Annotated in this window: 26 protein-coding genes; 15 read left to right on the forward strand and 11 right to left on the reverse strand. The window is 67.3% G+C overall.

All coding sequences use genetic code 11. The features are described from left to right. On the forward strand, positions 1–1,383 hold the full coding sequence (locus AC06E9_RS19050) for a TonB family protein (RefSeq protein WP_121043083.1): 1,383 nt from the start codon (positions 1–3) through the stop codon (positions 1,381–1,383). Between the two features lie 36 nt (positions 1,384–1,419). On the opposite strand, the gene AC06E9_RS19055 is transcribed toward AC06E9_RS19050, so the two are convergent. From AC06E9_RS19055 to AC06E9_RS19065, 3 genes are all read right to left on the reverse strand, one after another. Beyond that, positions 1,420–2,232, reverse strand: a complete 813-nt coding sequence (locus tag AC06E9_RS19055) for a sugar phosphate isomerase/epimerase family protein (RefSeq protein ID WP_478056623.1) — start codon at positions 2,230–2,232, stop codon at positions 1,420–1,422. Between the two features lie 84 nt (positions 2,233–2,316). Then, positions 2,317–3,687, reverse strand: coding sequence for a sensor histidine kinase (locus AC06E9_RS19060; protein WP_478056624.1), 1,371 nt, complete (start codon positions 3,685–3,687; stop codon positions 2,317–2,319). Continuing rightward, positions 3,680–4,363 (reverse strand): response regulator transcription factor, encoded by a 684-nt coding sequence (locus AC06E9_RS19065; RefSeq protein ID WP_282259772.1) that lies wholly within the window; start codon positions 4,361–4,363, stop codon positions 3,680–3,682. The genes AC06E9_RS19060 and AC06E9_RS19065 overlap by 8 nt, the downstream gene beginning before the upstream one ends. 178 nt (positions 4,364–4,541) lie before the next feature. Between AC06E9_RS19065 and AC06E9_RS19070 the strand changes: the two genes are divergently transcribed. The 3 genes from AC06E9_RS19070 to AC06E9_RS19080 all read left to right on the forward strand — a co-directional run bounded on the left by AC06E9_RS19070 (position 4,542) and on the right by AC06E9_RS19080 (position 9,200). Further along, complete coding sequence (locus tag AC06E9_RS19070) at positions 4,542–5,747, forward strand: efflux RND transporter periplasmic adaptor subunit (protein WP_478056625.1); 1,206 nt, start codon at positions 4,542–4,544, stop codon at positions 5,745–5,747. 7 nt (positions 5,748–5,754) lie between these two features. Beyond that, positions 5,755–8,868: an efflux RND transporter permease subunit gene (locus tag AC06E9_RS19075; protein WP_478056626.1), complete on the forward strand. Its 3,114-nt coding sequence runs from the start codon at positions 5,755–5,757 to the stop codon at positions 8,866–8,868. A 113-nt stretch (positions 8,869–8,981) separates the two neighbouring features. Continuing rightward, complete coding sequence (locus tag AC06E9_RS19080) at positions 8,982–9,200, forward strand: hypothetical protein (RefSeq protein WP_121043093.1); 219 nt, start codon at positions 8,982–8,984, stop codon at positions 9,198–9,200. Here AC06E9_RS19080 and AC06E9_RS19085 read toward each other — a convergent pair. After that, entirely contained in the window at positions 9,197–9,607 is a 411-nt protein-coding gene (locus tag AC06E9_RS19085) for a GFA family protein (protein ID WP_152153575.1), read from the reverse strand. The two genes, AC06E9_RS19080 and AC06E9_RS19085, sit on opposite strands and share 4 nt — an antisense overlap. A 210-nt stretch (positions 9,608–9,817) precedes the next feature. Between AC06E9_RS19085 and AC06E9_RS19090 the strand changes: the two genes are divergently transcribed. Then, positions 9,818–10,795, forward strand: a complete 978-nt coding sequence (locus AC06E9_RS19090; protein WP_478056635.1) for an Lnb N-terminal periplasmic domain-containing protein — start codon at positions 9,818–9,820, stop codon at positions 10,793–10,795. Continuing rightward, the gene (locus tag AC06E9_RS19095) at positions 10,792–12,741 is read left to right on the forward strand and encodes an esterase/lipase family protein (RefSeq protein ID WP_478056627.1); all 1,950 of its coding nucleotides are present in this window, start codon (positions 10,792–10,794) and stop codon (positions 12,739–12,741) included. The genes AC06E9_RS19090 and AC06E9_RS19095 overlap by 4 nt, the downstream gene beginning before the upstream one ends. A 25-nt stretch (positions 12,742–12,766) precedes the next feature. Here AC06E9_RS19095 and AC06E9_RS19100 read toward each other — a convergent pair whose 3' ends face one another. After that, entirely contained in the window at positions 12,767–14,140 is a 1,374-nt protein-coding gene (locus AC06E9_RS19100) for an MFS transporter (RefSeq protein ID WP_478056628.1), read from the reverse strand. A gap of 91 nt (positions 14,141–14,231) precedes the next feature. On the opposite strand from AC06E9_RS19100, the gene soxR reads away from it, so the two are divergent. Continuing rightward, a complete protein-coding gene (soxR, locus tag AC06E9_RS19105; RefSeq protein WP_183073810.1) occupies positions 14,232–14,666 on the forward strand; it encodes a redox-sensitive transcriptional activator SoxR in 435 nt (144 codons plus the stop codon). 25 nt (positions 14,667–14,691) lie between these two features. Here the strand turns inward: soxR and AC06E9_RS19110 are convergent, their stop codons facing one another. The 3 genes from AC06E9_RS19110 to AC06E9_RS19120 are packed head-to-tail and all read right to left on the reverse strand — an operon-like array spanning position 14,692 to position 16,884. Beyond that, positions 14,692–15,294 carry a short chain dehydrogenase gene (locus AC06E9_RS19110; RefSeq protein WP_478056629.1) on the reverse strand — a complete coding sequence of 201 codons (603 nt, stop codon included), beginning with the start codon at positions 15,292–15,294 and terminating at the stop codon, positions 14,692–14,694. A gap of 60 nt (positions 15,295–15,354) precedes the next feature. After that, the gene (gene proC, locus AC06E9_RS19115) at positions 15,355–16,176 is read right to left on the reverse strand and encodes a pyrroline-5-carboxylate reductase (RefSeq protein ID WP_478050434.1); all 822 of its coding nucleotides are present in this window, start codon (positions 16,174–16,176) and stop codon (positions 15,355–15,357) included. Positions 16,177–16,203: 27 nt separating this feature from the next. Next, positions 16,204–16,884, reverse strand: a complete 681-nt coding sequence (locus tag AC06E9_RS19120; RefSeq protein WP_282259742.1) for a YggS family pyridoxal phosphate-dependent enzyme — start codon at positions 16,882–16,884, stop codon at positions 16,204–16,206. 108 nt (positions 16,885–16,992) lie between these two features. Between AC06E9_RS19120 and AC06E9_RS19125 the strand changes: the two genes are divergently transcribed. From AC06E9_RS19125 to AC06E9_RS19140, 4 genes are all read left to right on the forward strand, one after another. Further along, entirely contained in the window at positions 16,993–18,030 is a 1,038-nt protein-coding gene (locus AC06E9_RS19125; RefSeq protein ID WP_019185385.1) for a type IV pilus twitching motility protein PilT, read from the forward strand. Positions 18,031–18,081: 51 nt separating this feature from the next. Then, on the forward strand, positions 18,082–19,218 hold the full coding sequence (locus tag AC06E9_RS19130; RefSeq protein WP_121043108.1) for a PilT/PilU family type 4a pilus ATPase: 1,137 nt from the start codon (positions 18,082–18,084) through the stop codon (positions 19,216–19,218). Positions 19,219–19,331: 113 nt separating this feature from the next. Next, a complete protein-coding gene (locus AC06E9_RS19135) occupies positions 19,332–19,907 on the forward strand; it encodes a hypothetical protein (protein WP_282259733.1) in 576 nt (191 codons plus the stop codon). A 133-nt stretch (positions 19,908–20,040) separates the two neighbouring features. Then, the gene (locus AC06E9_RS19140; RefSeq protein ID WP_478056630.1) at positions 20,041–21,024 is read left to right on the forward strand and encodes an aldo/keto reductase; all 984 of its coding nucleotides are present in this window, start codon (positions 20,041–20,043) and stop codon (positions 21,022–21,024) included. A gap of 88 nt (positions 21,025–21,112) precedes the next feature. Here the strand turns inward: AC06E9_RS19140 and AC06E9_RS19145 are convergent, their stop codons facing one another. Then, positions 21,113–21,934 carry an alpha/beta fold hydrolase gene (locus AC06E9_RS19145; protein ID WP_121043114.1) on the reverse strand — a complete coding sequence of 274 codons (822 nt, stop codon included), beginning with the start codon at positions 21,932–21,934 and terminating at the stop codon, positions 21,113–21,115. 233 nt (positions 21,935–22,167) lie between these two features. Here AC06E9_RS19145 and AC06E9_RS19150 point away from each other — a divergent pair, with 233 nt between their 5' ends. After that, a complete protein-coding gene (locus AC06E9_RS19150; protein ID WP_121043117.1) occupies positions 22,168–22,875 on the forward strand; it encodes a YitT family protein in 708 nt (235 codons plus the stop codon). Positions 22,876–22,882: 7 nt separating this feature from the next. Here AC06E9_RS19150 and AC06E9_RS19155 read toward each other — a convergent pair whose 3' ends face one another. Both AC06E9_RS19155 and AC06E9_RS19160 read right to left on the reverse strand, forming a co-directional pair. Beyond that, the gene (locus tag AC06E9_RS19155) at positions 22,883–24,022 is read right to left on the reverse strand and encodes a hypothetical protein (RefSeq protein WP_478056631.1); all 1,140 of its coding nucleotides are present in this window, start codon (positions 24,020–24,022) and stop codon (positions 22,883–22,885) included. Beyond that, positions 24,019–24,555 (reverse strand): DNA-3-methyladenine glycosylase I, encoded by a 537-nt coding sequence (locus tag AC06E9_RS19160; protein ID WP_478056632.1) that lies wholly within the window; start codon positions 24,553–24,555, stop codon positions 24,019–24,021. The genes AC06E9_RS19155 and AC06E9_RS19160 overlap by 4 nt, the downstream gene beginning before the upstream one ends. Positions 24,556–24,664: 109 nt before the next feature. Between AC06E9_RS19160 and AC06E9_RS19165 the strand changes: the two genes are divergently transcribed. From AC06E9_RS19165 to AC06E9_RS19175, 3 genes are read left to right on the forward strand one after another with little or no spacing between them, the layout of a single operon-like run. After that, on the forward strand, positions 24,665–25,231 hold the full coding sequence (locus AC06E9_RS19165) for a YqgE/AlgH family protein (protein ID WP_478050430.1): 567 nt from the start codon (positions 24,665–24,667) through the stop codon (positions 25,229–25,231). Beyond that, a complete protein-coding gene (gene ruvX / locus AC06E9_RS19170; protein ID WP_121043125.1) occupies positions 25,224–25,721 on the forward strand; it encodes a Holliday junction resolvase RuvX in 498 nt (165 codons plus the stop codon). The genes AC06E9_RS19165 and ruvX overlap by 8 nt, the downstream gene beginning before the upstream one ends. A 16-nt stretch (positions 25,722–25,737) precedes the next feature. Next, positions 25,738–26,688: an aspartate carbamoyltransferase catalytic subunit gene (locus AC06E9_RS19175; protein WP_478056633.1), complete on the forward strand. Its 951-nt coding sequence runs from the start codon at positions 25,738–25,740 to the stop codon at positions 26,686–26,688. Positions 26,689–26,950: the final 262 nt, after the last annotated feature.

The following is a 26,950-nucleotide window of genomic DNA, read 5'->3' on the forward strand; positions in this document are numbered from 1 at the left end:
ATGGCGCGACCAACGGGGATCACCTCGATCGCCAGCGTGGTTGGGCTGCCGATGGAGATAGTCTCCGTCTACAATCCCCGCATTCACTACATCGAGGGAACGATGGACATCAGGAAATGGATCATAGGTCTTGGCTTTGCTCCATTGATAGCATCATGTTCATGGATGGGACCGTCTTCCCCTACGGTCGATAGAATCACTGAGGCGCGGCGTAACAGCCCTATCGAGGTGAAATTCAGGGGTGTTGGGCCAATCGGTAATGACCTGCTTGAGGTCGTGCAGGTCAGGCCCGTCAGTATCACGGAGGTGCCCTTCCCAGAACGCAAGCGGTATCGGGTTCAAGGCCGGACAGTACTGGCCTTGCGCGCTGGCGGCGCTGCATCTTATGAGTTTCTCCAGCAGCGTGCCGCAGAAGAGGAGGGCGCACGTACGACACTGGCGGAGCACTATCGTCAGTTGGAAGGAAAGATTGGATTACGCTTTGCCAAGGATCGGATGGAGTCTTGGAAGGCGGGTGAGCAGGAGACCTTCAAGGACGACTTCGTCATCGAATGGTGCAAAGGGGCCTGGCGTCATATCGACACTGATTGCGGTTCAAGGCCCGTCGAGGTCATTTCGATGGATCGCTTGCAAAGGATGCAGCGTTCATTCGAAGAGCGCCTTGCCTCCGAGGAAGTCCACAAGGAAATCGAGCAGCGGCGCCTTGAACAGTCTGAGATGGAGCGTCGGCTGCAGAACGCGGCTGAGCTTGACGCACGCAAGGTCGCTATCCGCGCGGACCTGGCTGAACTGCAGCGCTGCACAGGGCACGATGGTCGCGCGTACAGCATGGAGTGCTTCCGCCCGATTCAGTCCTCGCTGTCCAAGCATGTCTCCAACTGCTCCAGGTCTGCATCGTTCGCACGTTCGGATGATCCCGAGGACTTCCTATGCAGTGAAGTCAGCAGTAACTACACCTTGATCGATGACTTCAGAAGACGCGATGGAAGTGGTCGCCCTGGCGCCAAGCTCGAGTGTCTGGAGAAAGATTGCTTCGCTGAGATTTCCGATGACACCAAGATCGGAGACCAGAATGTGAGGGTATTTAGGGCCACCATCGGCATGAGTGGGCCGGTGCTGGTGGGCGTGGATGTCTCCGCTGAGGGCGTCGCAGGTGCGGTGCAGCTTATGCAGTCCAGCGGTTCAGTTGAGCTGGACAACTGGGTCACTGCGCGCGCTCAGAGGTGGCACTACCATCCCGCAACGGAGGGCCACGCAATGAGGGATGGGCAGGCAAAGGTCGTTGTTTCCTTTGAGGTAGTCGCCGAGGATCCCACCTACGGATCGCTGGCCCGCGTGACTTCAGTCAGCAGCTGGGCCGGCGCTGAGGATGGCCAGCAGTAACGCTCCGCCGACTGATGGGCTGCCACAAGGTAGCTATCAATCCGCCAGCACGGCCTCCAACGCGGCCATCGCCTCACGCGCCACGTCACGGGGATCGCGTGCCTTCAGCGCATCGTTGAACACCTCCAGCCCGATCGGCCCGCTGTATCCCATCGCGGCCAGCGCATCGATCAGCGTCTCCAGCGGCCAGAGGCCATCGCCCGGCAGGCAGCGGTGATGGCGCGCCTGCGTGGTGACCTGGCCGGGCAGTGGCTGGGTCAGCACATCCGACAGCTGCACCAGCGCGATGCGCTCCACCGGCACGTCGCGCAGATCGTCGGCGGTGCGCCCGGCGGCGAACAGGTGGAAGGCATCGACCACGCTGTCCAGGTTCGGCGCGCCGACCTGCTCGATCTGCTGCCACGCCGAGGGCAGGGTCGAATGCAGGCGACTCCACGCCATGCCTTCGTAGGCGATGCGCAGGCCACGTTCGGCGGCACGCGCGCACAGCCAGCGCAGATCATCGGTGACGCGGTCGGGCACGTAGTCGGTCGCTGTGCAGGCGGGCACCAGCACCGTGCGTGCGCCCATGTCGTGCGCCAGCGCGAGCAATGACAGTGCCTCTGCACACTTGCCCTCGCGGGTGGCAGCCGAAGCGCCGTCGAAATCCAGCAGCACCTGCACATCGGTGAGCTGAAGGCCGGTGCGCGCAAGGATGGCGTGGACCTCGGCTACCGACGAAGACGCTACATCCTCGCGCCACAGCTCGACCTGTGCGAACCCGGCGGCTGCGGCGGCATCGAGTTTCTCGGGGGTGCTGCCGCCGAGCAGGACGGTGTTGAGGAAGCGCGGGCCGGGCAATGAGGACATCGAGGGGTACACCTTGCAGCGAATCAAACGTCGCCGCCGATGCTAGTGGCTACCGCATCGCCGCGATGTGCAGGCGGCCGGATGTCAGCGAAGCCCCTCCGCCGCGCAGCGGATGCTCAGCCATGCGCCGCCGCCCGGCGCGTCCCCGGCGCGGACCCGGAACCCATGCAGGCCGGCGATGGCGGCCACGATCGACAGCCCCAGCCCGAAGCCCTCGGTCGTCTCGCCGCCGCTGCCGCCGCGGAAGAAGCGCTGGTAGATCAGGCTGCGATCCTGCGGCGGGATGCCGGGGCCGTTGTCGATCACATCGATGCGTGGTGCGCCGTGGTCGTCCGCCGCGCGCAGCACGATCCGGCCCTGCGCCGGGGTGAAGCGCAGCGCGTTGGAGAGCAGGTTGGCCAGCGCCTCGAACAGCAGTTCGCGGTCGCCCCACAGCGTGCCCACCTGCGGGTCGATCTCCAGCAGCAGCTGCTGGTCCTTCTCCTCGGCCAGTGGCAGGTAGAACGCGTGCAGTTCCTGCAGCAGCTCGCCCGCATCCAGTTCCACGAAGGCGGAGCGGCGCTGGTGGCTTTCCAGTTCCGATACGCGCAGCAGTGCGGAAAAACGCGCCATCAACATATCGGTTTCGGTCAGTGCCTTGTCCAGCTGCGCCGCGCGCGGGTCCTCTTCCTCCAGCCCGACGCGGGTGCGGTACAGATGCGCACGCAGACGGGTGAGCGGGGTGCGCAGATCGTGGGCAATGCTGTCGCATACCCCTTTGACCTCGGTCATCAGCTGCTCGATGCGTTCGAGCATGGCGTTGACGATGCTCGACAGGCGGTCGATCTCATCCGGGTGGCCGGAAACGGGCAGGCGCTGGCCGAGGTCGCCGGCGATGATGCGGTTGGTCGCGGCCTCGATCTGCTGGATCCGTTTGAGCGGGCGCCGGCGCAGGATGTGCCAGCCGGCCAGACCGGGAATGATGGTCAACGAGACGCCCCACAGCAGCGCATCGAGGATGATGCTGTTGACCGCGGTGAGCTTGCCGCTCTGGCGAACGAACACCAGCAGGCGGCCATCCTGGGTTTCCACGCCGAGCGCGCGCCCGGGCGCCTTGATCGGCCCACTGCGCAGGGACCAGCGTTCCACCGCCTGCGCGTGCCCGTCGATGCGCAGGCCATCGGGAATCGCCAGGAGTGGGCCAGCCAGTGGCTGCCCGCTGCGGCTGAAAATGCCGTAGGCATACGCCCCGTGCAGGTCGTAGCGCAGGCTGTCGCGCAGCGCATCGTCCAGCGCCTGGCCCTCGAACTTCTCGAACAGGTGCGCGCGCTGCTGCAGGCCGGATTCGGCGAGGTCGTTGAGGTAGTCCGAGACGCGCCAGTACATCACCCCCAGCAGTACGCTGGACCAGGCGACGAACAGCACGCAGTACAGCCCAAGCAGCCGGCTGCTGGAGGAACGCCAGTGATCAGACATGGTCGTCCAGGACATAGCCGGTGCCACGCACGGTGCGGATCGGCTGGGCACGCCCGGGCTGGTCGATGCGCTTGCGCAGGCGGCCGATGTGGACGTCGATCAGGTTGGTGCCGGGATCGAAGTGGTAGCCCCATACCTCCTGGAACAACATGGTGCGGGTGACCACCTGGCCGGCGTTGCGCACGAGGAATTCCAGCAGTTTGAACTCGGTCGGCAGCAGGGTGATCTCCTCGCCGGCGCGGCGGGCGGTGCGGGTCATCAGGTCCAGCTCCAGGTCGCCGGCGCGCAACTGGTTCTCCGCCACGGCTGGCTGCCCATGGCGGCGGATCAACACCTCCACGCGGGCGGCCATTTCATCCGAGGCGAAGGGTTTGGTCAGGTAGTCATCGCCGCCGGCGCGCAGGCCCCGGACCCGCTCATCCACATCGGAAAGGGCGCTGATCATCAGCACCGGGGTGGTGATGCCCTGGCGCCGAAGGGCCGTGACCAGGGCCAGGCCATCCATGCCGGGCAGCATGCGGTCCAGGGTGATCACGGCGTAGTCGCCGCGGCAGGCGATGGCCAGGCCGTCCTCGCCATTGCCCACCCGGTCCACCTCGAAGCCGTGGCTGCGCAGTTCCGTGGCGATTTCCTCGGCGGTGACGAGGTCGTCCTCGATGGTGAGTACGCGCGGCATGGGCCACTTTGACGATTGGGACCGGTGCATCGTCGCAACCCCCCGGAGGGACTGCAAATGAAAAATGTTTCATGCGGTTTTCGCCGGATCCTCGCCCCGCTTCTCCTATATTCGCCCCGAGCAGTGGCCCTGCCGCCCGGGTCCATGTGCCCCGTTCACGCCTGGAATACCGTCCCCCATGACCGATCCGCTCCCGTCCTCCCCGGCCCCCGGCCTGTTGTGCGGCCCTTGGCGCCTGCCGCTGCTGGGGCTGGCCGTGGCGTTGGGGCTGGCCGCCTGCAGCAAGGAAGCGCCCAAGGCAAAGGGACCGGCGCCGGAGGTGACGGTGCTGACCCTGCAGACGCAATCGTTGGCGATGGCCCAGGAATTGCCCGGGCGCACGGTGGCCTCTCAGGAATCGGATGTACGCCCGCAGGTTTCCGGGGTATTGCAGGCGCGGTTGTTCGAGCAGGGCGAGATGGTGAAAGCCGGGCAGCCGCTGTTCCAGATCGAACCGGCGCTGTACCAGGCCTCGGTGAACGAAGCGCAGGCCAACCTGCGCACGGCCGAGGCCAGTGCGGTGGCGGCGGGGTTGCGTGCGAAGCGCATGCAGCAGCTCGGCGTCGGTCAACTGGCGGCGCAGCAGGACGTGGATGATGCGGTGGCCACCCACCACCAGGCCGAGGCGGCGGTGCAGGCGGCGCAGGCGGTGCGCGATACCGCACGCACCAACCTGGGCTTTGCGCGGGTGACCGCGCCGATCAGCGGGCGGATCGGCCGCGCGCTGTTCACCCCGGGCGCGCTGGTGACCAACGGCCAGGCCGAGCCGCTGGCGCGCATCCAGCAGGTGGATCCGATGAACGTGGATATCACCCAGTCCAGCAACGAGTATCTCGCGCTGCGCCGCGCGATCGCCGAGGGCGGCGTGGAAGCGACGACCGCGCCGGTGCAGCTCAAACTGTCCGACGGCACCGATTACGCCGTGACCGGCACGCTGGAATTCGCCGATATCGATGTGGACCAGGAAACCGGCAGCATCACCCTGCGCGCGCAGTTCCCGAATCCACAGGGGCAGCTGCTGCCCGGCATGTACGTGCGCGCCCGGGTCGGGCAGGGCACGCGCCAGCAGGCCCTGCTGGTGCCGCAGGCCGCCGTGGACCGCAGCCCGAAGGGCGAGGCGCTGGCGTGGGTGGTGGGCGCGGACGGGCGCGTGCATCAACGCACGTTCGCGACGGCGCGCGCGGTGGGAGACCAGTGGCTGGTGCTCGATGGCCTGCGTGCCGGTGAGCAGGTCGTGCTCAGTGGCCGCCAGGGGCTGAGCGAAGGCGCCACGGTCCGGATCAAGCCTGCCGGCGAAGCCGCACCGGCCACGGTGCCCGCCGCCGCGCCGGCCGGCGAAGGCTGAGCCGCCGATGCTGCCGCGCTTCTTCATCCACCGCCCGGTCTTCGCCTGGGTCCTGGCCATCTGCATCATGGCGCTGGGCACGATCGCGGTGACCCAGTTGCCGGTGGAGCAGTACCCGGACATCGCGCCACCGCAGGTCAACATCACCGCCAACTACACCGGTGCCTCGGCGCAGACAGTGGAGGACAGCGTCACCCAGGTGATCGAGCAGCAGATCAAGGGCATCGACCACCTGCTGTATTTCTCCTCCACCAGTTCATCTTCGGGCCAGGCGCGGATCACGGTCACCTTCGACCAGCGCGCCAACCCGGATATCGCCCAGGTGCAGGTGCAGAACAGCGTCAACCAGGCGATCAACCGGCTGCCCCAGGAAGTGCAGCAGCAGGGCGTCACCGTGGCCAAATCGCAGGGCGATTCGCTGATGGTGGTGTCGCTGTATGACACCCACCGGCGCATGGAGCGGGTGGACGTCTCCGATTTCCTGGTCAGCAACGTGCAGGATCCGATCAGCCGCATTCCCGGCGTGGGCGAGATCAACGTGTTCGGTTCGCCCTATGCGATGCGTATCTGGCTGGACCCGCACAAGCTGCGCGCGTTCGATCTGATGCCCTCGGATGTGCGCACCGCGATCCAGGCGCAGAACACCCAGGTCACCGCCGGTGAGCTGGGCGCGTTGCCAACCGGGCCGGAGCAGGCGCTCAACGCCACCGTCACCGCGCAGTCGCGGCTGCAGACCGCCGAGCAGTTCCGCGCGATCATCCTGCGCACCCTGCCCAGCGGCGCGGCCGTGCACCTGAGCGATGTGGCGCGGGTGGAAATCGGCGCGGAAAACTACCAGACCAGCAGCTTCCTCAACGGCTATCCCGCCGCAGGCTTCTCAGTGACGCTGGCCTCCGGCGCCAATGCGCTGGAAACCGCCGATGCGGTGCGCGCCGAGATCGAGCGGCTGCGCCCGAGCTTCCCGCCCGGGCTGGAAGTGGCCTACCCGCGCGACAGCACGCCGTTCGTGCGGGTCTCCATCGAGGGTGTCATCCACACCCTGATCGAGGCGATCGTGCTGGTCGTGGTGGTGATGTTCCTGTTCCTGCAGAACCTGCGCGCGACGCTGATTCCGGCGATCACCGTGCCGGTGGTGTTGCTGGGCACGTTCGGCGTGCTGGCGGTGGCCGGCTTCACCATCAACACGCTCACCCTGTTCGCGATGGTGCTGGCGATCGGCTTGTTGGTGGATGATGCCATCGTGGTGGTGGAGAACGTCGAACGCATCATCCATGAGGAACACCTGCCGCCGCGCGAGGCGACCGAGAAATCGATGGGCGAGATCACCGGTGCGCTGGTCGGCATCACCGTGGTGCTCGGCGCGGTGTTCCTGCCGATGGCCTTGTTCGGCGGCTCCACCGGCATCATCTACCGGCAGTTCTCGATCACGATCGCCTCGGCGATGGCGCTGTCGGCACTGGTCGCGCTGACGCTCACCCCGGCGTTGTGCGCGACCCTGCTCAAGCCATCGAGCGCGCAGAAGCCACCGGGCCGTTTTTTCGCCTGGTTCAACCGCGGCGTGGAGCGCAGCCAGAACGGCTATCGCGGCAAGCTGGGCGGCATCGTGGCGCACCCGCGGCGCTGGATGGCCTTCTACGTGCTGCTGGTGGTGGGTGTGGTCGCCTTGTATGCACGGATGCCGACCGGCTTCCTGCCGGTGGAGGACCAAGGGCAGGTGACGTTTCAGTTCTCCACCCCGGAAGGCACGCCGATGGCGCGCACCGAGGCGCTCGGCGAGCAGATCAGCCGCTACTTCATGGAACACGAGAAGGACAGCCTGGACGTGGTGTTCGTGGTGGTCGGCCGCAACAACGCCGGCACCGGGCAGAACGCGGGGCAGGGGTTCATGGCGCTCAAGCCGTGGTCCGAACGCGATGCCAAGCACAGCGCCGGGGCGATCATCGCCCGCGCCAACGCGCACTTCCGCAACCTGCCCGATGCGAAGGTCAACGTGCTGGCGCCGCCGGCGGTGCGTGGGTTGGGACAGTCCAGCGGGTTCGAATTGTGGTTGCAGGACAACAGCGCTGCCGGCCGGCCGGCGCTGCAGGCCGCGCAGGCAAAGGTGGTGCAGGCCGCCAGCGATGACGACCGGCTCACCTCGGTGCGGTTGAATGGTCTTGGCGACAAGGCCGAGCTGCATCTGGACATCGACCAGGCGCAGGCCAGCGCGCTGGGCCTGGCCCAGGCCGACATCAATTCAACGCTGTCCTCGGCGTGGGGCGGCACCTACGTCAACGACTTCCTGGACCGCGGCCGGGTCAAGCGTGTGTACGTGCAGGGCGACCAGCCCTACCGCAGCGTGCCCGACGACATCGGCCAGTGGTACGTACGCGGCAGCAACGGGCAGATGGCCTCGTTCGCCAGTTTCGCCAGCAGCCACTGGTCGCGCGGGCCGCAGTTGCAGCAGCGCTTCAACGGCCTGCCGGCGATGCAGATCCAAGGCAGTGCCGCCGAAGGGCGCAGCTCGGGCGAGGCGATGCAGACCATGCAGTCCCTGGTGGCCGATCAGCCCGGTTTTGAACTGCAGTGGAGCGGGCTGTCCTACCAGGAGCAGCTCTCCAGCAATCAGACGCTGTGGCTGTATGCGGCGTCCATTGCTTTCATCTTCCTGTGCCTGGCCGCGCTCTACGAGAGCTGGACGGTGCCGGTGGCGGTGATGCTGGTGATCCCGCTGGGCGTGATCGGCACGGTGATCGCCACCACCGCGGCGGGCTTCGTCAACGACATCTACTTCCAGGTGGGGCTGCTGACCACGATCGGTCTATCGGCCAAGAATGCGATCCTGATCGTGGAGTTCGCCGAGGCCGAGTACCGCGCGGGCAGCTCGGCGGTGGAGGCGGCACTGAAGGGCGCGCGCCTGCGCCTGCGGCCGATCGTGATGACCTCGCTGGCCTTCGTGGCGGGCGTGATTCCGCTGGCACTGGCGACCGGCGCTGGTGCGGTGAGCCGGCGCGAGATCGGTGTCAGCGTGATCGGCGGCATGCTCTCCGGCACGCTGCTGGCGATCCTGCTGGTGCCGCTGTTCTTCGTGCTGGTGCGGCGCCTGGGCAAGGGCCGGCCCGATCCGGCGGCAAAACACTGAACGGCGTTGCCTCCCCGGACCCCCGATTTCATCTTTTTGACCCATTCCGTTCACGGTGTCCATGCCGGTGCGCCATTAGCGTAGATCGTCCCCACACCGCTTGGAGACACGCCATGAATCCCCTGCAGACGGTCGCCCGGACCATGCGAAACGGGTTGGAGGAAGTGGCGGCCCTGCTGGTCGGCCAGCGCGCCGAGTCACTGCGCCAGGACGATACCGCCGCGCCCGGGGTGGGCATCCCGATGCCGCGCCGGCTACCGCTCAAGCGCCCGCTGTTGCATGGGCGCAAAGGCATGGCCCCGTGGCAGAAGGTCGGCCCGGGCCGCCGCTAAGGACGCTTGGCATCGGAAGGGTGGTTGACCCCGTCGTTGACCGGCACCTGCCCGATATCGAAGGGATTGACCCCGTCCAGGCAGCCGACGTTGTAGCCGTATTCGTCCGGTGAAGAGCGGCGCTGATGATGTGTATAGATGCCGCACACGCCGCAGAAGTGGTGTCGGGCCACATGCGTGTTGAACTGGTACAGGCGCAGTGCGTCGTGGCCCTGCACGATCTCCAGATCGGCCAGCTTCACCGAGGCCACGATCGCGCCGCGTCGCCGGCACATCGAACAGTCGCAGCGGCGGGGTGAGACCACGCCGTCCGGCAGATGCAGGCGCAGGACGACGGCCCCGCAATGGCAGCGCAGCAGATGGTGGCGCTGGATGGGCACCCCGCCCACGGTGGTCAGACCCTGCATGCTGGGCGCTTCCTTGATGGCCGTTGATCGCGCAAGTATGCGACCGGCCCGGGGGGCGGAGCCAGCCGGTGCGGGGCCCGGGGTGAACGGCGGCCCGAAGCTGAACAGGCTCGACATGCGGCGCACACAGGGGTTATGGCTAACTAGCGCCCCGGATAGACGACGGATCGATGCGTGAAGAAGGCAGGACGATGGGGGCTGGCGCTGCTGATGCTGCTGGCGGCGCTGTGGATCACCGGTTTGCTGGCCTACCAGTTGCCGGGTCCGGGCTGGGTGCGGTATCTGCTGGTCGGGCTGTGGGTCGTGTTCGCCGTCACCGGGGCGATCGGGGTGGCGCGTGCGCGCGCCGGGCGCTGGCCGGGCGTGCTGTACGGCGTGGCGCTGGTGGTCTCGGGCATCTGGTGGCTGCTGCTCACCCCGCGGCAGGATCGCATCTGGGCCGATGATGTCGCCCAGCGGGCGAAGGTGGTCGAGGTGGATGGCCCGCGTGTGGTGCTCGACAACGTACGTGATTTCACTTGGCGCAGCGAGACCGACTACGACGCGCGCTGGGTGCGCCGCGAGTACAACCTGGACCAGCTGCGCTCGGCCGACCTGATCCTGTCCTACTGGATGGGCCCCATGATCGCGCACACGCTGATCTCGTTCGGCTTCGACGACGGTCGCTACCTGGTGTTCTCGCTGGAGATCCGCAAGGAGCGCGGCGAGTCGTTCTCCGCGCTGGGCGGGTTCTTCCGCAAGTTCGAGATGACCCTGGTCGCCTCGGAGGAAACCGACATCGTGCGCACGCGCACCAATGCGCGGGGCGAAGATGTCTATCTGTACCGCCTGCACGGCATGACCCAGGAGCAGCTCAAGGCGCTGTTCGTGTCCTACCTCGGCGAGGCCCGCAGGCTCGATGCCGCGCCGGCGTTCTACAACACGCTGACCAGCAACTGCACGACCATTGTGTACGAACTGGCCAAGCAGATCGCACCGGGCCTGCCGATGGACTACCGGCTGCTGGCCTCGGGCTATTTCGCCGAATACGCGCGCGATCTGGGGGTGCTCACGCCGGGGGTACCGTTCGAGACGCTGAAGGCACGCGGGCGGATTACCGACCGTGCGCGGGCGAGCAATGCAAACGATGATTTTTCACAGGTGATCCGCCGGGATGTTCCGGGGACAGGGCAGGGAAGCGTTCCATGAGATCCATTGTGAAACTGCTCGCGCACCGCGCGTTGCCGATGACGGCCGTGGTGCTCTCGCTGCTGCTCTCCAGCGGCTGTGCGATGGTCACCATGAAGCAGGTGGCCCCGACCGAGTACCTGGCCAACAAGCGTGGCGACGTGCTCACCTCGGGCAAGCTCAGCGCCGCCTCGCAGGAAACGCTGAGCGTGATCGGCATGGACGTGGCGCAGTGCGAAAAGGATGTGACTGCCTGCCAGAAGACCCTCGCCGACACCGATGTCCTGCCCGAAGAGCAGCGCCTGTCGGCGCAGTCCGAGCTCTGGGTGAAGACCGCGCTCGCGCTGACCCCCAAGCCCAAGGACCGCGAGAAAACGCCGATGTCCGATGCCGCGCTGGATGCATGGCTGGAAGCGGCGCGGTATGCGTATGCGTACCTGTTCTTCAGCGGGCGCACGCCTTCGGACCGCGCCTTCGAGGATCGCCAGACGCAGGTGCGCGATTACTACAATTACGCCGCCGAGCAGACCGCCTCGGTGGTGTTCAAGCGCAGCCGCGAGAGTGCGCTGGAAGGCGAGGATTACAACGCGGCCGTGGCAGGGGAGCGCTGGACGCTGACCTCCGATTTCGATGAGCTGCGCATGCAGAGCATCCCGACCCGGATGGTGTCCGCCTCGGCGGTGAGTTTTGCCGGGCTGCGCAGCACCTATCGCCGCGATGGCTTCGGCGCCGAGCTGGTGGTGATCATGGACCCCCCCAAGCTGGTTGCACCGGCCGACGGCGGGAAGGCGGAGATTCCGCAGTACAGCGAGATGTCGGCGATCAACGCCACCGCCCTGCTGCGCTTCAAGGGCGACAATCTGCAGCAGGTGCTCGATACCACCCAGGTGCTGTTTGATGTGTACTCGCCCGAGTCCACCGAGAGCGTGGACCTGCACGGTGAGAAGGTACCGCTGGCGGGCAACTTCACCGCGGCCTACGGCTTGTGGCTTGCCCAGTCCGGCTTTGCCACGCAGTCGCTGCGCACGCTGTTCGGCATGAGCGAAGGCATCGGCGCACCGCACATGTACCTGATGCAGCCGTGGGACCCCAACCGCCGCATCATCTTCATGCTGCACGGCCTGGGCAGCAGCCCGGAAGCCTGGGTCAACGTGGCCAACGAGATCATGGGCGATCCCGAGCTGCGCCGGCACTTCCAGGTCTGGCAGGTGTACTACCCGACCAACGCCCCGATCGCGCTGAACCGCTACGAGATCAACCAGGCCTTCAACAACACGCTCAAGCACTTCGACCCGACCGGCAGCACGTCGGCCGCCAAGGACATGGTGTTCATCGGCCACAGCATGGGCGGCGTGCTTGCACGCCTGCTGGTGACCTCCTCCGGCGATGTGCTGTGGAACGATCTGCTGGCCAACTACGATCTCAAGGGTGAGCGCCTGAAGCGCGTCGAAGCCAAGCTCGGCCCGCTGCTGCACTTCACCGCCGAGCCGAACGTGGAGCGGGTGATTTTCATCGCCGCGCCGCACAAGGGCACGGACATCGCGGGCAACCGGCTGGGGCGCCTGATCGGCCGGCTGGTGCGGTTGCCGATCACCATCCTGGGCAAGTTCGAGGATGTGTTCCTGACCCTGCAGGAATCCGAATCGGCCAACACCACCACGAAGCTGCAGGTGCCCAACAGCATCGACAACCTCAAGGCCAGCGATCCCTTCGTGAAGGCGGCTGGTGCACTGCCGATCACCCCGGGCCTGAAGTACCACTCGATCATCGCCCAGCGTAAACCGGACGTGCCGCTGCTGCAGTCCGACGATGGCCTGGTGCCGTACTGGAGCGCGCATCTGGAGGGGGCGGTATCGGAGAAGGTTATCCTCTCCGGGCACAGCGTACAGGAGACCCCGCAGGCCGTGCTGGAGATCCGCCGCATCCTGCGTGAGGATCTGAAAGAGGTCGGCGACACGCATCCGTGAGGAGGCGCACGCCATGCCACCTCGCTCAGATCCGCCGCGCCACCGCCACGCTGAGCATCGCCAGCACCAGCATGATCGCGAAGGTCAGCAGGTAGCCCAGTGCTTCCCGGCCCTCCAGGAACAGCGCGAACAGCGAACCGGAAACGGCCAGCGTGGTCGCCACGCCCAAGGCCTCGCTGAGCTGCAGGGCGGAGGTGTTGGCGCCCTGGTGTGCCGGCGCTGACAGCGACAGCGTGAGCACCGAGAGGCTGGGATAGATCAGCCCCATGCCCAGCCCGGTCAGCACCCAACCGACCATCGCCGACCATAGCGGCATGCCGGGCTGGATCGCCAGCGACGTGGCCAGGATGCCCACGCACATCAACAGCGCGCCGGACTGCAGCAACTGCCGGCGTGACCAGCCCCGCTGCTGGTGGCCCTGCAGCCACGAGCCGGCAAACCAACCCAAGGCGCCCAGGCTCAATGCCACGCCCGCCAACAGCGGGGTCAGGCCGCGTTCTCGCTGCAGCAGCAAGGGCAGGAACGCTTCGCAACCGAAGAACGCAGAGGCCGCGATCCCACGCAGCGCGATCACGCTGGGCAGGCCGCGGCGCAGGGTCAACGTGCCGGCAGGCAGGAGCTTCCAACTGCACAGTGCCAGCACGGCCAGGGCCGGCACCAGCAGCGCGGGCGCGAGCCATCCCTGCTGCTGGCCGCCGACATACAGCGCGAGCGCGCCGAGGGAGGCACCCACGGCCCAGGGCACCACGTTGCGGCCGGTGCTGCCCGCGGCCACCACGCCGACCTGGCGCAGGGCCGGGCGCAGCAGCAACGCCGCCGGAATGGCCAGCAGCGGCACGATCAGGAACACCCAGCGCCAGCCCAGGTGCTGCACGATCAGGCCGCTGATGCTGGGGCCGATCAGCGAAGGCACCACCCAACCGGCGGAGAATGCGGCGAACACGCGCGGCCGCATCGGCTCGGGGAACGAGCGCCCGACCTGCACATACAGCGCCACGGAAATCGCGCCGGCCCCCAGCCCCTGCATCAGGCGCCCAAGCACCAGCACCGGCATGTGCTGGGCGAAGCCGGCGACCAGCAGGCCGGCGATGAAGCACGCCAGGCCCAGCCACAGCGGGCGCGCCGGGCCCTGCTGGTCGCTCCAGCGCCCGGACAGCGTCATCCCGATCACGCTGGTGGCCAGGGTGCCGCCGAACGCCAGCGCGTACAGCCGCAGCCCGTCCAGGTCATGGGCCACCGTGGGCATCGCTGCGGCCACGGCCAACGCCTCGAAGCCATGCAGCGAGACCAGCGCGACCATGCCGATCGTGGTCGCCCGGTACGCCGGCGACAGGATCGAGGGGATCGGCGTGTCCTCCACCGGAGCGGTGGTGGGCGGAGAGGAAACTTCAGCGGACATGCGGGTTCCAGACATCGGGAGGAGGGCCGGGCTTGCAGTGCACCCCCAGCGGCGCGCAGGATGCCACCTGAACCATGGTTGAGGTCAAGCAGTGATCGCGCAGGAACTGAGTGTAGGCGAGGTCGCCAAACGGAGCGGGGTGGCCGTATCGGCGTTGCATTTCTATGAGCGCAAGGGTTTGATCCGCAGCCTGCGCACCGCCGGCAACCAGCGTCGCTTCGCCCGCGATGTGCTGCGCCGGCTGGCGGTGATCCGGGTGGCGCAGCGGGTCGGCATGCCGCTGGAGGCGGTCGCGACCGCATTTGCGGCGCTGCCGGAGAACAAGACGCCGACCAAGGCCGAGTGGGCGAAGATGTCGGCGTTGTGGCGCAGCGAGCTGGACCAGCGCATCGAGCAGTTGCTGCTGCTGCGTGACCAGCTCACCGACTGCATCGGCTGCGGGTGCCTGTCATTGAAGCGCTGCCGTCTGACCAACCCCGGCGATGCGCTCGGCGATCAGGGCGATGGCCCGCGCCGCTGGGAGTAGTGCCGGCCGCTGGCCGGCGTCGGCCTCACCAGACAGTGAATACCTGCCCGCTCTGGATCCCTTCCACGCTGCGCTGGTAGGCCAGCGATGCGCGCTGCGCGGTCACCGGTTCAAAGCCCGGGAAGTACGCGCCGTAGTCATCCATCGATTCGGCCAGCACATTCGGGCTCACGGCATTGATGCGCAGCCCCCGCGGCAGCAGTTCGCAGGCGGCGGCGCGCACGAAACCTTCCAGCGCGGCATTGGCCGCCGTGGCGTTTGCGCCATCGCGGATCGGCTGGGCGCTGATGATGCCGCTGGTCAGGGTGATCGAGCCGCCGGTGTTCAGGTGATGCTGGGCGGCCAGGCTCAGCCGCACCTGGCCAAGCAGCTTGTCCTGCAGCCCCAGGTTGAAGTCGGCCGGCCGCATCTGGGCCAGCGGACCGAAGTGGACCCGGCCGGTGGTCGCGATCACGGCATCGACCTTGCCCACTTTCGCGAACAGCGCCTGCACGCTGGCATCGTCGGTCAGATCGACCTGCACATCGCCGCCGTGGCGGCCGGCGCGGATCAGTTCATGGTGGACGCCAAGTGTGCTGGCGACCGCCTGGCCCAAGGTGCCGCTGGCACCGACAAGCAGGATCTTCATGTGCATGTCTCCCGTAAACGTAGGGGGTTGAGCTACGCCATGCGTGGCTGCGCTTGGTCGTCAATCATTCGCCGCCGACAATGCCTGCCCGCGCGTCGTCGCCGCGTCGATCGCGCGCGCGACCATGGCTTCAAAGCCGTCGGCCTGGAAACGCTCGATCGCGGCCTGGGTGGTGCCGTTCGGCGAGGTCACGCGGCGACGCAGTTCGGCCGGGGCTTCGCCGGATTCATCGAGCATGCGCGACGCACCGAGCAGCGTCTGCACCACCAGCGTGCGGGCCGCGTCGGCGGGCAGGCCCTGGGCGATACCGGCCGCTTCCATCGCTTCGGCCAGCAGGAACACGTAGGCCGGGCCACTGCCGGAGACGGCGGTGACGGCATCCATGCGCGCTTCGTCATCGATCCACACGGTGCGGCCGGCGCTGGCCAGCACGGTGTCGGCCTGCGCGCGCTGCGCGGCGCTGACCGTGGCGGTGGCGAACAGTCCGGTGACACCGGCGCCGAGCAGGGCGGGCGTGTTGGGCATCGCGCGGACCACCGCCATGCCACCGCCCAGCCAACGGTCCAGCTGGCCGCTGGTGATGCCCGCGGCGATGGAGACCACCAGCGGTTGCTTGCCTTGGGCGATACCGGTCAGCGAGGCGCAGACATCACGCAGCACCTGCGGTTTGACTGCCAGCACCCAGACCGTGCCCTGCGCGGCGGCCTCGCTCGCGCTGGCATAGGTCTTGACGCCGAATTCGGCGGTCAGCTGCTCACGCAGTTCGGTCACCGGCTCGGCGACATGGAGGCTGGCCGGGGCCACGCCCTGGCGGACCAGGCCGGCGATCAGGCTGCGGGCCATGTTGCCGCCGCCGATGAAGGTGATGGGGGACGTGCTCATGAACTCTCCTTGGAACGGGCGGGGCACTCAGGCCGGTCGCGGGCGGGCGCCGAACAGCGCGGTGCCGATGCGGACCAGGGTGGCGCCGTGGGCGATGGCCTCAGGGTAATCGCTGCTCATGCCCATCGACAGCGTATCCACGTGCGGATGCGCTGCGGCCAGTGTGGCGAACAGCGCGGCCATGCGGGTGAAGGCGGCCTGGCGACGCTCGGCGTCCGGCCAGGGCGCGGGGATCGCCATGAGCCCGCGCAGGCGCAGCTGCGGCGCCGCGGCGATGGCGGCGGCGAGGGTATCGATGTCTTCCGGCGCGCAGCCGTGCTTGCTGTCCTCGTCATCGATGTTGACCTGGATCAGCACGTTTAGCGGCGGCCGGCCGGGTAGGCGGTGCGTGGCCAGCGCGGTGACCAGCTTGGGCCGGTCCACGCTCTGCACCCAGTCGAAATGGCGGGCAGCCAGCTCGGCCTTGTTGGACTGCAGGTGCCCGATCAGGTGCCATTCCAGGCCCAGCGCCGCCAAGGCCTCGATCTTGGCCAGCGCCTCCTGCACGTAGTTCTCCCCGAAGGCGCGCTGGCCCTGCGCGGCCAGGGCCTGCACGGCCTCGGCCGGCTGCGTCTTGGAGACCGCCAGCAGGACCGGATCTGGCCGCCCGGCGGCCACCGCCGCGTTGTGCAGGTTCGTCAGGATGGCAGGCAGGGTCTGGATGGTCACGGCGGGTCCGGTGGATCAGGGGCTGGAGCGTATTGTGCACATCTCGCTCTATACTGCCGCCCGGGGAAAGAACCTTCCAGTCGCAGCAGTCATGGGGAGTAGCAGCGCATGGATATCGCCGAACTATTGGCGTTTTCTGTAAAGAACAAAGCGTCGGATCTTCATCTGTCGGCCGGCCTGCCGCCGATGATCCGCGTTGACGGCGATGTCCGTCGCATCAATATTCCGGCCCTGGACCACAAGCAGGTCCACGCGCTGGTGTACGACATCATGTCGGACAAGCAGCGCCGCGATTACGAAGAATTCCTCGAGGTCGATTTCTCGTTCGAGATTCCCTCGCTGGCGCGCTTCCGAGTCAATGCCTTCAACCAGAACCGCGGCGCCGGTGCGGTGTTCCGTACCATTCCCTCCGAGGTGCTCACGCTGGAAGACCTGGCCTGCCCGCCGATCTTCCGTGAGCTGATCGATCAGCCGCAGGGCCTGATCCTGGTCACCGGCCCGACCGGTTCGGGCAAGTCGACCACGCTGGCGGCGATGATCGACCACATCAACAAGAACGAATACGGCCACATCCTCACCGTCGAGGATCCGATCGAATTCGTGCACACCTCGCAGAAGTGCCTGATCAACCAGCGCGAAGTGCATCGCGACACGCACGGCTTCAACGAAGCGCTGCGTTCGGCCCTGCGCGAAGACCCGGACATCATCCTGGTCGGTGAACTGCGCGATCTGGAAACCATCCGGCTGGCATTGACCGCCGCCGAAACCGGCCATCTGGTGTTCGGCACGCTGCACACCAGCTCGGCCGCCAAGACCATCGACCGCATCATCGACGTGTTCCCCGCCGGCGAAAAGCCGATGGTGCGCTCGATGCTGTCCGAGTCGCTGCGCGCGGTGATCTCGCAGGCGCTGCTGAAAAAGGTGGGGGGTGGGCGTACGGCCGCCTGGGAAATCATGGTGGGCACCCCGGCCATCCGCAACCTGATCCGCGAGGACAAGGTCGCGCAGATGTACTCGGCGATCCAGACCGGCCAGCAGATGGGCATGATGACCCTTGACCAGCACCTGCAGGATCTGGTCAAGCGCAGCCTGATCACCCGCAACCAGGCGCGCGAGTACGCCAAGGACAAGCGGATTTTCGAATAGTGGTAGTGCCGGCCGCTGGCCGGCTCCTGAAAACCTTCGGAGTACACCGCGATGAGCACCACCACCATCGACTTCACCTCGTTCCTCAAGCTGATGGCGCACCAGAAGGCGTCGGACCTGTTCATCACCGCGGGCATGCCCCCGGCGATCAAGGTCAACGGCAAGATCTCGCCGATCACCCAGACACCGTTGACGCCGCAGCAGAGCCGCGACCTGGTGTTGAACGTGATGACGCCGGCGCAGCGCGAAGAGTTTGAAAAGACCCACGAATGCAATTTCGCCATCGGCCTGTCCGGTGTCGGCCGCTTCCGCGTGAGCTGCTTCTACCAGCGCAACCAGGTCGGCATGGTGCTGCGCCGGATCGAGACGCGCATTCCCACCGTGGAAGAGCTCAGCCTGCCGCCGATCATCAAGACGCTGGCGATGACCAAGCGCGGCATCATCCTGTTCGTCGGCGCGACCGGTACCGGTAAATCGACCTCGCTGGCGGCGATGATCGGCTACCGCAACCACAACTCGACCGGGCACATCATCACCATCGAAGACCCGATCGAATTCGTTCACAAGCACGAGGGCTGCATCATCACCCAGCGCGAAGTGGGCATCGATACCGACAGCTGGGAGGCGGCGCTGAAGAACACCCTGCGCCAGGCGCCGGACGTGATCATGATCGGCGAGGTGCGCACCCGCGAGGGCATGGACCACGCCATCGCCTTCGCTGAAACCGGCCACCTGGTGCTGTGCACGCTGCATGCCAACAACGCCAACCAGGCGATGGATCGCATCATCAACTTCTTCCCGGAGGACCGCCGCAACCAGTTGCTGATGGATCTCTCGCTGAACCTCAAGGGCGTGGTCGCCCAGCAGCTGATTCCCTCGCCGGATGGCAAATCGCGCAAGGTCGCGATGGAGATCATGCTCGGCACGCCGCTGGTGCAGGATTACATCCGCGACGGCGAGATCCACAAGCTCAAGGAAGTCATGAAGGACTCGGTGCAGCTTGGCATGCGGACCTTCGATCAGAGCCTGTTCGAGCTGTACCAGGCCGGCGAAATCAGTTACGAAGACGCACTGCGCTACGCCGATTCGCAGAACGAAGTACGCCTGCGCATCAAGCTCTCGCAGGGTGGCGATGCACGCACGCTGTCGCAGGGCCTGGACGGGGTGGAGATTTCGGAAGTCCGCTGACACAGGGGGCTTCAACAGGCGGCGCGACGCTGCGATAGTCGCGCCGTCCCGGGCAACCGGGCTGCAGGGGGCGCCGGCACCTCGCCGGTATCAACGCATCAGGTGATGGGCATATGGACATGCACGATCCGTATCGCGCGCCGGCGACCGCGCCGACGGCTTCTCCCGTACTGCCGGCGGCGACCTTTGCCGCCACCGATGTCGCACCGTATTACTCGCCACCCACGCTGAAGATCGCGGCGTTGTCGCTGACCACGCTGGGCATCTATCCGGTGTACTGGTTCTGGCGCAACTGGCGGGCGATCAAACGTGAAACCGGCGGCGATCAGTGGCCGTGGGCGCGTGCGTTGTTCTCGCCGCTCTGGTCGTTCCTGTGTTTCAGCGATCTGCGCAACGCCGCCAGCAATCATCGTCGCCCGCTGGCGTTCGCACCGGGGCTGCTCGGTGTCGCCTACTTTCTGCTCAATTTCTCCAGCCGCTTTCCCAACGCCCTGTGGCTGTTCGCATTGTTCAGCTTCGTTCCGCTGCTGCCGGTCAACAGCCTGCTGCGCCGCTACCACCACGACGAGGGCATGGACATGCGGGCGTATGACCGCTTCGGTGTGTGGCACATCCTGGTGGTGATCTTCGGCGGGCTCTTCCTGCTGATCGCATTGGTCGGCACCTTCGTGCAGGGCGCCACACGGTAGGCCCCGGCGTATCGGTGAGCATTGATGAGCCACGCTCATCACCGACAGCACTGCGCGGCATCCAATCTTCGCCGCCGACAGGGCTATCGTGGCTGTCCCCCATGATGCCGGTCCCACCGGCAGGAGTACCCCCATGCAGACACGTGAACTGGGCCGCAGCGGCCTGCGGGTTTCGGCCCTCGGCCTGGGCTGCATGGGGTTGAGCTACGGCTATGGGCCGGCCACCGACCGCACCGAGGCGATCGCGCTGCTGCGCGCCGCCGTCGAGCAGGGCGTGACCTTCTTCGATACGGCCGAAGCCTACGGACCCTTCTTGAACGAGGAACTGCTCGGCGCGGCGCTGGGCCCGTTCCGCGACCAACTGGTGATCGCCACCAAGTTCGGCTTCAAGGATGGCCATGCCGACGCCGGCCTGGACAGTCGCCCCGCGCGTATCCGCGCGGTGGCCGAGGCCAGCCTGGTGCGCCTGAAGACCGACCGCATCGACCTGTTCTACCAGCACCGGGTGGACCCGAACGTGCCGATCGAAGACGTGGCCGGCACGGTCAAGGACCTGATCGCCGAGGGCAAGGTGAAGCACTTCGGCTTGTCCGAAGCCGGTGTCGATGCCATTCGCCGTGCGCACGCCGTGCAGCCGGTGACGGCGCTGCAGAGCGAGTACTCGCTGTGGTGGCGTGAGCCGGAGCAGAGCGTGCTGCCGGTACTGGAGGAACTGGCCATTGGCTTTGTGCCGTTCAGTCCGCTCGGCAAGGGCTTCCTGACCGGCGCGATCAACGCCGACACCGCGTTCGCCGCCGACGACTTCCGCAACAGCGTGCCGCGGTTTGCAGCTGAAGCGCGCCAGGCCAATCAGGCGTTGGTGGATCGCATCACCGCAATCGCCGCCGACAAGGGCGCGACGCCGGCCCAGATCGCCTTGGCCTGGTTGCTGGCGCGCAAGCCGTGGATCGTGCCGATTCCCGGCACGACCAAGCTGCACCGCCTGAAGGAAAACCTGGGCGCGGCGGCCGTGGTGTTGAGCGATGCGGAGCTGCAGCAGATCGGTGCGGCGCTGGACAGCGTCGCCATCGTCGGCGATCGCTACAGCGCCGAGCGGCAGAAGCTGGTCGCGCGCTGAGCGGGGCGGTGGTAGCGCACGACCCACGGTCGTGCGCTACCGGTGCAACGCATCCCGGGTAGGTGCCGACCGTGGGTCGGCACACGCCTCACCCGCGAATGAAGGCCAACAGATCCGCATTGATCACGTCCGCGTGCGTCGTGCACATGCCGTGCGGAAAGCCTTTGTAGACCTTCAATGTGCCGTGCTTGAGCAGCTTGATCGCCAGCTCCGCTGAATCCGCGATCGGCACGATCTGATCGTCATCGCCATGCAGGATCAGCACCGGCACGTCGATCTTTTTCAGGTCGTCGGTGAAGTCGGTTTCCGAGAAGGCTTTGATGCAATCGTAGTGCGCGTTGATCGCGCCCATCATGCCTTGCCGCCACCAGTTGTCGACGATGCCCTGCTGCGGCGGCGTGCCCTCGCGGTTGAAGCCGTAGAACGGAATCGGCACGTCGCGGTAGAACGCCGCACGGCCCGCGACCAGTGCCTGGCGGAAGCCATCGAAGACCTCCCTCGGCGTGCCGCCCGGGTTGGTCTCGCTCTTGACCATGATCGGCGGCACCGCACCGATCAGCACGGCCTTGGCGACGCGCCCGGGTTTGGCCTGCGCCACGTAGTGCGCGACTTCGCCACCGCCGGTGGAATGGCCGATGTGGATCGCATCGCGCAGGTCCAGATGATCGGCCAGCGCGTTGACGTCGGCGGCGTAGGTGTCCATCTCATGCCCGCCGCTGGTCTGCGAGGAGCGGCCATGGCCGCGGCGGTCGTGCGCGATCACGCGATAGCCCTGAAGCAGGAAGAACTGCAGCTGGGTGTCCCAGTCATCGGCGCTGAGCGGCCAGCCGTGATGGAACACGAGGGGCTGACCCTTGCCCCAGTCTTTGTAGAAGATCTCGGTCTTGTCGGCGGTGGTGACGTAGGGCATGGCACGGAACTCCTGGGGGGAGGGATGGGCGGTGCGGGTGCTACCCGTGCATGCTGCGTCGACAGGGTGTTCAGCCGGCATGAAAGGTGGCCGTGCGTTCGCGTCTTGCCGGGCACAGACAGCCCAAGGCCACGAGGCGGGGGCGTGAAGAACAGTCCGCTGAATCAATCTCCCCAGCAACTGTCACGCCGATCGTGTCTAATACCGCTCCCCACGTCACACCCCCCACCCCCATGTCCCTTGATTCCCATGGCCCCGCGCCGTGCGACGACGCTGACGGCCACCTGGTCACCGCAGGCCCGCTGACCCCGCCTCCGGACAGTGCCGGCACCGTGGCCGATCAGAAGGCGCTGCGCCATTCGGTGGCCGAGGACGTGCAGGGCATGGTCCTGGCGACCCTGGTGGCCTCGCTCGGCCTGGCGATCTTCGCCAAGGGCGGGCTGATGATCGGCGGCATGGCCGGGCTGGCCTTCCTGGCCCACTACACCTTCGGCTGGAACTTCGGCCTGGTGTTCGTCCTGGTCAACCTGCCGTTCTACTGGGTGGCCGTGCGCCGCATGGGCTGGGAATTCACCCTGAAGACCTTCGCGGCGGTCACCGCCTGCGGCGTGCTGACCGACCTGCTGCCGCGCTGGGCCGATTTCGCCCACATGAGCTCGCTGTACTCGGCGATCGTGGGCGGGGCCCTGGCCGGCCTGGGCATCCTGTTCTACATCCGCCACCGGGCCAGCCTGGGCGGCATCGGCATCCTGGCGGTGTACCTGCAGCGCACCCGCGGCTGGAGCGCCGGCAAGGTACAGATGTCGTTCGACACGCTGCTGATGTGCGTGGCGTTCTCGGTGCTGTCCCCATCCAAGGTGATGTACTCGGCGATCGGTGCGGTGGTGCTCAGCCTGGTGCTGATGTTCAACCACCGCCCGGGCCGCTACATGGGCGTCTGACGCCCGGTCATTCCCCCTGCGGCGGCACCGGCACGACGGTCACGCCGGAGACCCAGCGGCGGCTGCGCAGGTCCAGCGTGGCCACCTGCTCGCCAGGGCCGCGGTACAACCACAGCTGGCAGCACAGGGCATGGTCGCCGGCATAGCTGCTGCGCAGCGCGATGAGCGTGGCGCTGTAGCACTGCTTCCCCGAGCGGATCACGGTGTCGGCGGCGGTATCGAAGGTGTAGCTGCCGGCGCCGCGCCACGGCCAGATCTCGGCCTCGCCCGGATCGGTGCCGGGTGGCACCGGGCAACGCGCCTGCGCGTCGCCAAAGTGCGCCACGCCGTCGCCATCGAGGGTCAGCGCGGCCAGCAGGCGCTCAATGTGCTTGAGCAGGCGCCGGTCGGCCGCGATCGCCGTGGCGTTCGCGTCCAGCGGTTCGCCATCGGCATGCACCGCAGGATCGGCCAGCCGATGCTCGCGGCCGTAGCGCACCTGCAACCGGGTCGTCGGACTGCGTTCGCGCGGGTCCGCCGACAACGGCCGGTTCAGCAGCAGGGTATCGCCGTAGTAGTCGCCATCGCGGTAGGCGATGTAGCTGACCCCGTCGATGCGCAGCCAGTAAAGGCCCTGATCGCTGCCACGCCCGCTGAGGCCGTACTGACCCTGCGCCCAGGGGCGCTGCGGGTCCAGGCTGTCCGGCACCACGAAGCCGCGCAGCGGATTCCGCCGCAGCATGTCCACCTGCGTGTACAGGCCGGTACCGCCGCTGTAGGCGCTCTGCACCAGGTCACGCTGGCCGTCGCCATCCAGATCGAGCAGGGAGAGCGACAGCTCGCCCATCTCCACCGGCACGGTGTGCTGGGCATCCGTCTCGCGCAGGTAGCGGGTCACCGCGTCCCAGTCCGCCGGGGTGACGTTGGCAGGGCGCACCAGCGCGGGCAGCGGCGCATCACTGTCACCGGCCACCGGGATCTGCAGGTCGATACCGGTCTCGTCGCGGTAACGGGCCAGCACGGTATCGATCGGGGCCGGATCATCGGCGGGCACTGCGGCGATCTCCGCGCGCAGGCGCTCCAGCACGCCGTCCAGATCGCTTGCTGCAGCCAGCGGGGCCAGGCTCAGGGCAGCGAGCAGCGCAGCCAGCACGACGGGGTGCGTCACTTCCGGCGCCAAGCCGGCTTGAGCGTGTCGATGCGCTTGAACACCGGGCAGTCCGGGCTGTGCGCGCCGGGCAGGTAGCCCAGGCTCATCAGGAACTCGCCGGTGATCTCCCCGCCGGTGAAGCGGAAGGTCTTCTTGAACAGCTTCACCCAGCCGGCCTTGTCCAGCGGATGGTGGGCATCCAGCCAACCGGCGAAACTGCCGTGGCTGGCCCGCAGCTGCTGGATCACCTGGGCGTTGTGGACCGCCGCGTGCACCTTGAGCCGGTTGCGGATGATCCGGGCATCGTTGAGCAGGCGCTCGATGTCGCGCTCGCCATAGGCGGCTACCGTGTCCACGTCGAAACCGTCGTAGGCCGCGCGGAAGCCCTCGCGCTTCTTCAGGATGGTCTCCCAGCTCAGGCCGGCCTGGTTGATCTCCAGGATCAGGCGCTCGAACAGTTCGCGCTCCTCGCGCTGCGGGAAGCCGTACTCGTGGTCATGGTAGTGGCCGTGGACCGGATGGCCGGGGGCGATGAGGCAGTAACCGGACACGTGCAGCTCCTTGCGATGGCGGATCAGGCATGCGGGCCGGGGCACGCGTGCAGGCCTGCATTATGTCAGCGCGAAAGCGCACATCACGGCCAGCGGCTAGAATGGGGCCATGTCTGAACTGTCCACTTCGCTTGCCCACCACCTGCTGGTCGCGCTGCCGTCGCTGACCGACCCCACCTTTGCCCGTACCGTGGCGCTGATCTGCCAGCACGACGAGAACGGCGCCATGGGCGTGCTGGTCAACCAGCCCTCCGAGTACACCCTCGGCGAAGTGCTGGCCCAGATGGAGATCACCACCACCAGCGACACACTGCCTGGCCAGATCGTGCTCAACGGCGGCCCGGTGCATCCCGAGCGCGGCTTCGTGATCCATGACGATGCGCGCAGCTGGGATTCCAGCCTGGCCGTGGGCGAGGGCGTGTTCCTCACCACCTCGCGCGACATCCTTGAAGCCATGGCCCGTGGCGAGGGCCCGCGCAACGCGCTGGTCACCCTGGGCTGCGCCGGCTGGAGCGAGGGGCAGCTGGAATCCGAGCTGGCCGAGAACAGCTGGCTGGCCGTGCCGGCCGATGCCGAGCTGTTGTTCAGCACCCCGTTCGAACAGCGTTGGCAAGGTGCGGCGGCACGTATCGGCGTGGACCTGTTCCGCCTCACCGATTACAGCGGCCATGTCTGAGCCGGCCACGCCAGCGCCCGCCGCGCCCGCGCCGCCGACCATCCGCCGTGATGGCACGGTGCTCGGCTTCGACGTCGGTTCGCGCCGCATCGGCGTGGCCATCGGCAGTTCGTTCGGCACCCATGCGCGTGCGATCGCGGTGGTCGATGTCCACGGCAACGGCCCGGACTGGACCGCGGTGGAGCGCCTGATCAAAGAGTGGCGGCCGGACGGCCTGGTGGTCGGCGACCCGCTGACCCTGGACGGCCAGGACCAGCCCAACCGCAAGCGTGCGCAGGGCTTTGCCCGCCAGCTGCGGGAACGTTTCAAACTGCCGGTGGTGCTGGTCGATGAGCGTTCCAGCTCGGTCGAGGCGGCACGCCGGTTCGCGGTCGAGCGCGCCGAAGGCCGCAAACGCCGCCGCGATGCCGCTGCACTCGATGCAGTGGCCGCGGCGGTGATCATCGAACGCTGGCTCTCCTGCCCGGATGACGCTACCCCCGTTTCCTGACCCTCAGACCCTGCCCATGACCGCCTCGCAACTCGATTCCGATGGACGCCTGCGCCACCTGCTGACCCTGGAAGGTCTGCCCCGCGAAACCCTGCTGCAGCTGCTCGACCGCGCCGGCCAGATCCGCGATGCGGCCGTCGGCCGGGTCGGCAACAAGCGTCACGTGCTCGGTGGCTCGGCGGTCTGCACGCTGTTCTTCGAACCGTCCACGCGCACCCGCAGCTCGTTCCAGCTGGCCGCGCAGCGCTTGGGCGCGGACGTGCTGAACTTCGACGCCTCCACGTCCTCCACCCGCAAGGGCGAGACCGCCTGCGACACGCTGAAGAACCTGGAGGCGATGGGCGTGCGCGGCTTCGTGGTGCGGCATCCCGATGATGGCGCGGTGGCGGCGCTGGCCGCGGCGGCAGGCGAGGGCACCGCCTTGGTCAACGCCGGTGATGGCCGCAGTTCGCACCCCACCCAGGGCCTGCTGGACATGCTGACCCTGCGCCAGGCCAAGGGCAGTGATTTCTCGAAGATGAAGGTGATCATCGTCGGCGACGTGAAGCACTCGCGCGTGGCCCGCACCGACCTGCATGCCCTGCGCACGCTGGGCGTCGGCGAGATCCGCGTGTGCGGCCCGCAGTCGCTGCTGCCGGATGATGACACCCTCAAGGGCTGCATCGTCGGCGACGATTTCGACGATATGCTGGAAGGCGCCGACGCGCTGATGATGCTGCGCCTGCAGCGCGAGCGCATGGAGGAAGGCCTGGTGCCCTCGCTGGAGCAGTACCACGCGCAGTACGGCCTGGATGCCCCGCGCTTGAAGCGTGCCGGCACCGATGCCGCCGTGTTGCACCCGGGCCCGATCAACCGCGGCGTGGAAGTCACCGACGAAGTGGCCGATGGCCCGCAGTCGTGGGTGCTGCGCCAGGTCGCCAACGGCGTCGCCGTGCGCATGGCGGTGCTGGAGACGTTGTTGGGGTAAGACGTCTCGGCCCACGGTAGGCATCGACCGTTGGTCGATGCGCATGACCGGTAGTGCCGGCCGCTGGCCGGCTCCGCAGAAGTCCCAACAGCACGCCGGTAGTGCCGGCCGCTGGCCGGCTCCGCAGAAGTCCCAACAGCACGCAGGTAGTGCCGGCCGCTGGCCGGCTCCGCAGAAATCCCAACAGCACGCAGAGTAGTGGGGGGGGGGGGGGGGGGGGGGGGGGGGGGGGGGGGGGGGGGGGGGGGGGGGGGGGGGGGGG

Source organism: Stenotrophomonas sp. Steno-Z10-BAI (assembly GCF_056393115.1).

Excerpts from the sequence above, each read along its gene's own strand:
- AC06E9_RS19110 (WP_478056629.1), bottom strand. The coding sequence starts at position 15,294 with ATGAAGATCCTGCTTGTCGGTGCCAGCGGCACCTTGGGCCAGGCGGTC.
- AC06E9_RS19095 (WP_478056627.1), top strand. The coding sequence starts at position 10,792 with ATGAGATCCATTGTGAAACTGCTCGCGCACCGCGCGTTGCCGATGACG.
- AC06E9_RS19085 (WP_152153575.1), bottom strand. The coding sequence starts at position 9,607 with ATGCAGGGTCTGACCACCGTGGGCGGGGTGCCCATCCAGCGCCACCAT.
- AC06E9_RS19150 (WP_121043117.1), top strand. The coding sequence starts at position 22,168 with ATGTCCCTTGATTCCCATGGCCCCGCGCCGTGCGACGACGCTGACGGC.
- AC06E9_RS19175 (WP_478056633.1), top strand. The coding sequence starts at position 25,738 with ATGACCGCCTCGCAACTCGATTCCGATGGACGCCTGCGCCACCTGCTG.
- AC06E9_RS19050 (WP_121043083.1), top strand. The coding sequence starts at position 1 with ATGGCGCGACCAACGGGGATCACCTCGATCGCCAGCGTGGTTGGGCTG.
- ruvX (WP_121043125.1), top strand. The coding sequence starts at position 25,224 with ATGTCTGAGCCGGCCACGCCAGCGCCCGCCGCGCCCGCGCCGCCGACC.
- AC06E9_RS19100 (WP_478056628.1), bottom strand. The coding sequence starts at position 14,140 with ATGTCCGCTGAAGTTTCCTCTCCGCCCACCACCGCTCCGGTGGAGGAC.
- AC06E9_RS19080 (WP_121043093.1), top strand. The coding sequence starts at position 8,982 with ATGAATCCCCTGCAGACGGTCGCCCGGACCATGCGAAACGGGTTGGAG.
- AC06E9_RS19055 (WP_478056623.1), bottom strand. The coding sequence starts at position 2,232 with ATGTCCTCATTGCCCGGCCCGCGCTTCCTCAACACCGTCCTGCTCGGC.
- AC06E9_RS19140 (WP_478056630.1), top strand. The coding sequence starts at position 20,041 with ATGCAGACACGTGAACTGGGCCGCAGCGGCCTGCGGGTTTCGGCCCTC.
- AC06E9_RS19060 (WP_478056624.1), bottom strand. The coding sequence starts at position 3,687 with ATGTCTGATCACTGGCGTTCCTCCAGCAGCCGGCTGCTTGGGCTGTAC.
- AC06E9_RS19065 (WP_282259772.1), bottom strand. The coding sequence starts at position 4,363 with ATGCCGCGCGTACTCACCATCGAGGACGACCTCGTCACCGCCGAGGAA.
- AC06E9_RS19145 (WP_121043114.1), bottom strand. The coding sequence starts at position 21,934 with ATGCCCTACGTCACCACCGCCGACAAGACCGAGATCTTCTACAAAGAC.
- AC06E9_RS19125 (WP_019185385.1), top strand. The coding sequence starts at position 16,993 with ATGGATATCGCCGAACTATTGGCGTTTTCTGTAAAGAACAAAGCGTCG.
- AC06E9_RS19090 (WP_478056635.1), top strand. The coding sequence starts at position 9,818 with ATGCTGCTGGCGGCGCTGTGGATCACCGGTTTGCTGGCCTACCAGTTG.
- AC06E9_RS19135 (WP_282259733.1), top strand. The coding sequence starts at position 19,332 with ATGGACATGCACGATCCGTATCGCGCGCCGGCGACCGCGCCGACGGCT.
- proC (WP_478050434.1), bottom strand. The coding sequence starts at position 16,176 with ATGAGCACGTCCCCCATCACCTTCATCGGCGGCGGCAACATGGCCCGC.
- AC06E9_RS19075 (WP_478056626.1), top strand. The coding sequence starts at position 5,755 with ATGCTGCCGCGCTTCTTCATCCACCGCCCGGTCTTCGCCTGGGTCCTG.
- AC06E9_RS19130 (WP_121043108.1), top strand. The coding sequence starts at position 18,082 with ATGAGCACCACCACCATCGACTTCACCTCGTTCCTCAAGCTGATGGCG.
- AC06E9_RS19070 (WP_478056625.1), top strand. The coding sequence starts at position 4,542 with ATGACCGATCCGCTCCCGTCCTCCCCGGCCCCCGGCCTGTTGTGCGGC.
- AC06E9_RS19165 (WP_478050430.1), top strand. The coding sequence starts at position 24,665 with ATGTCTGAACTGTCCACTTCGCTTGCCCACCACCTGCTGGTCGCGCTG.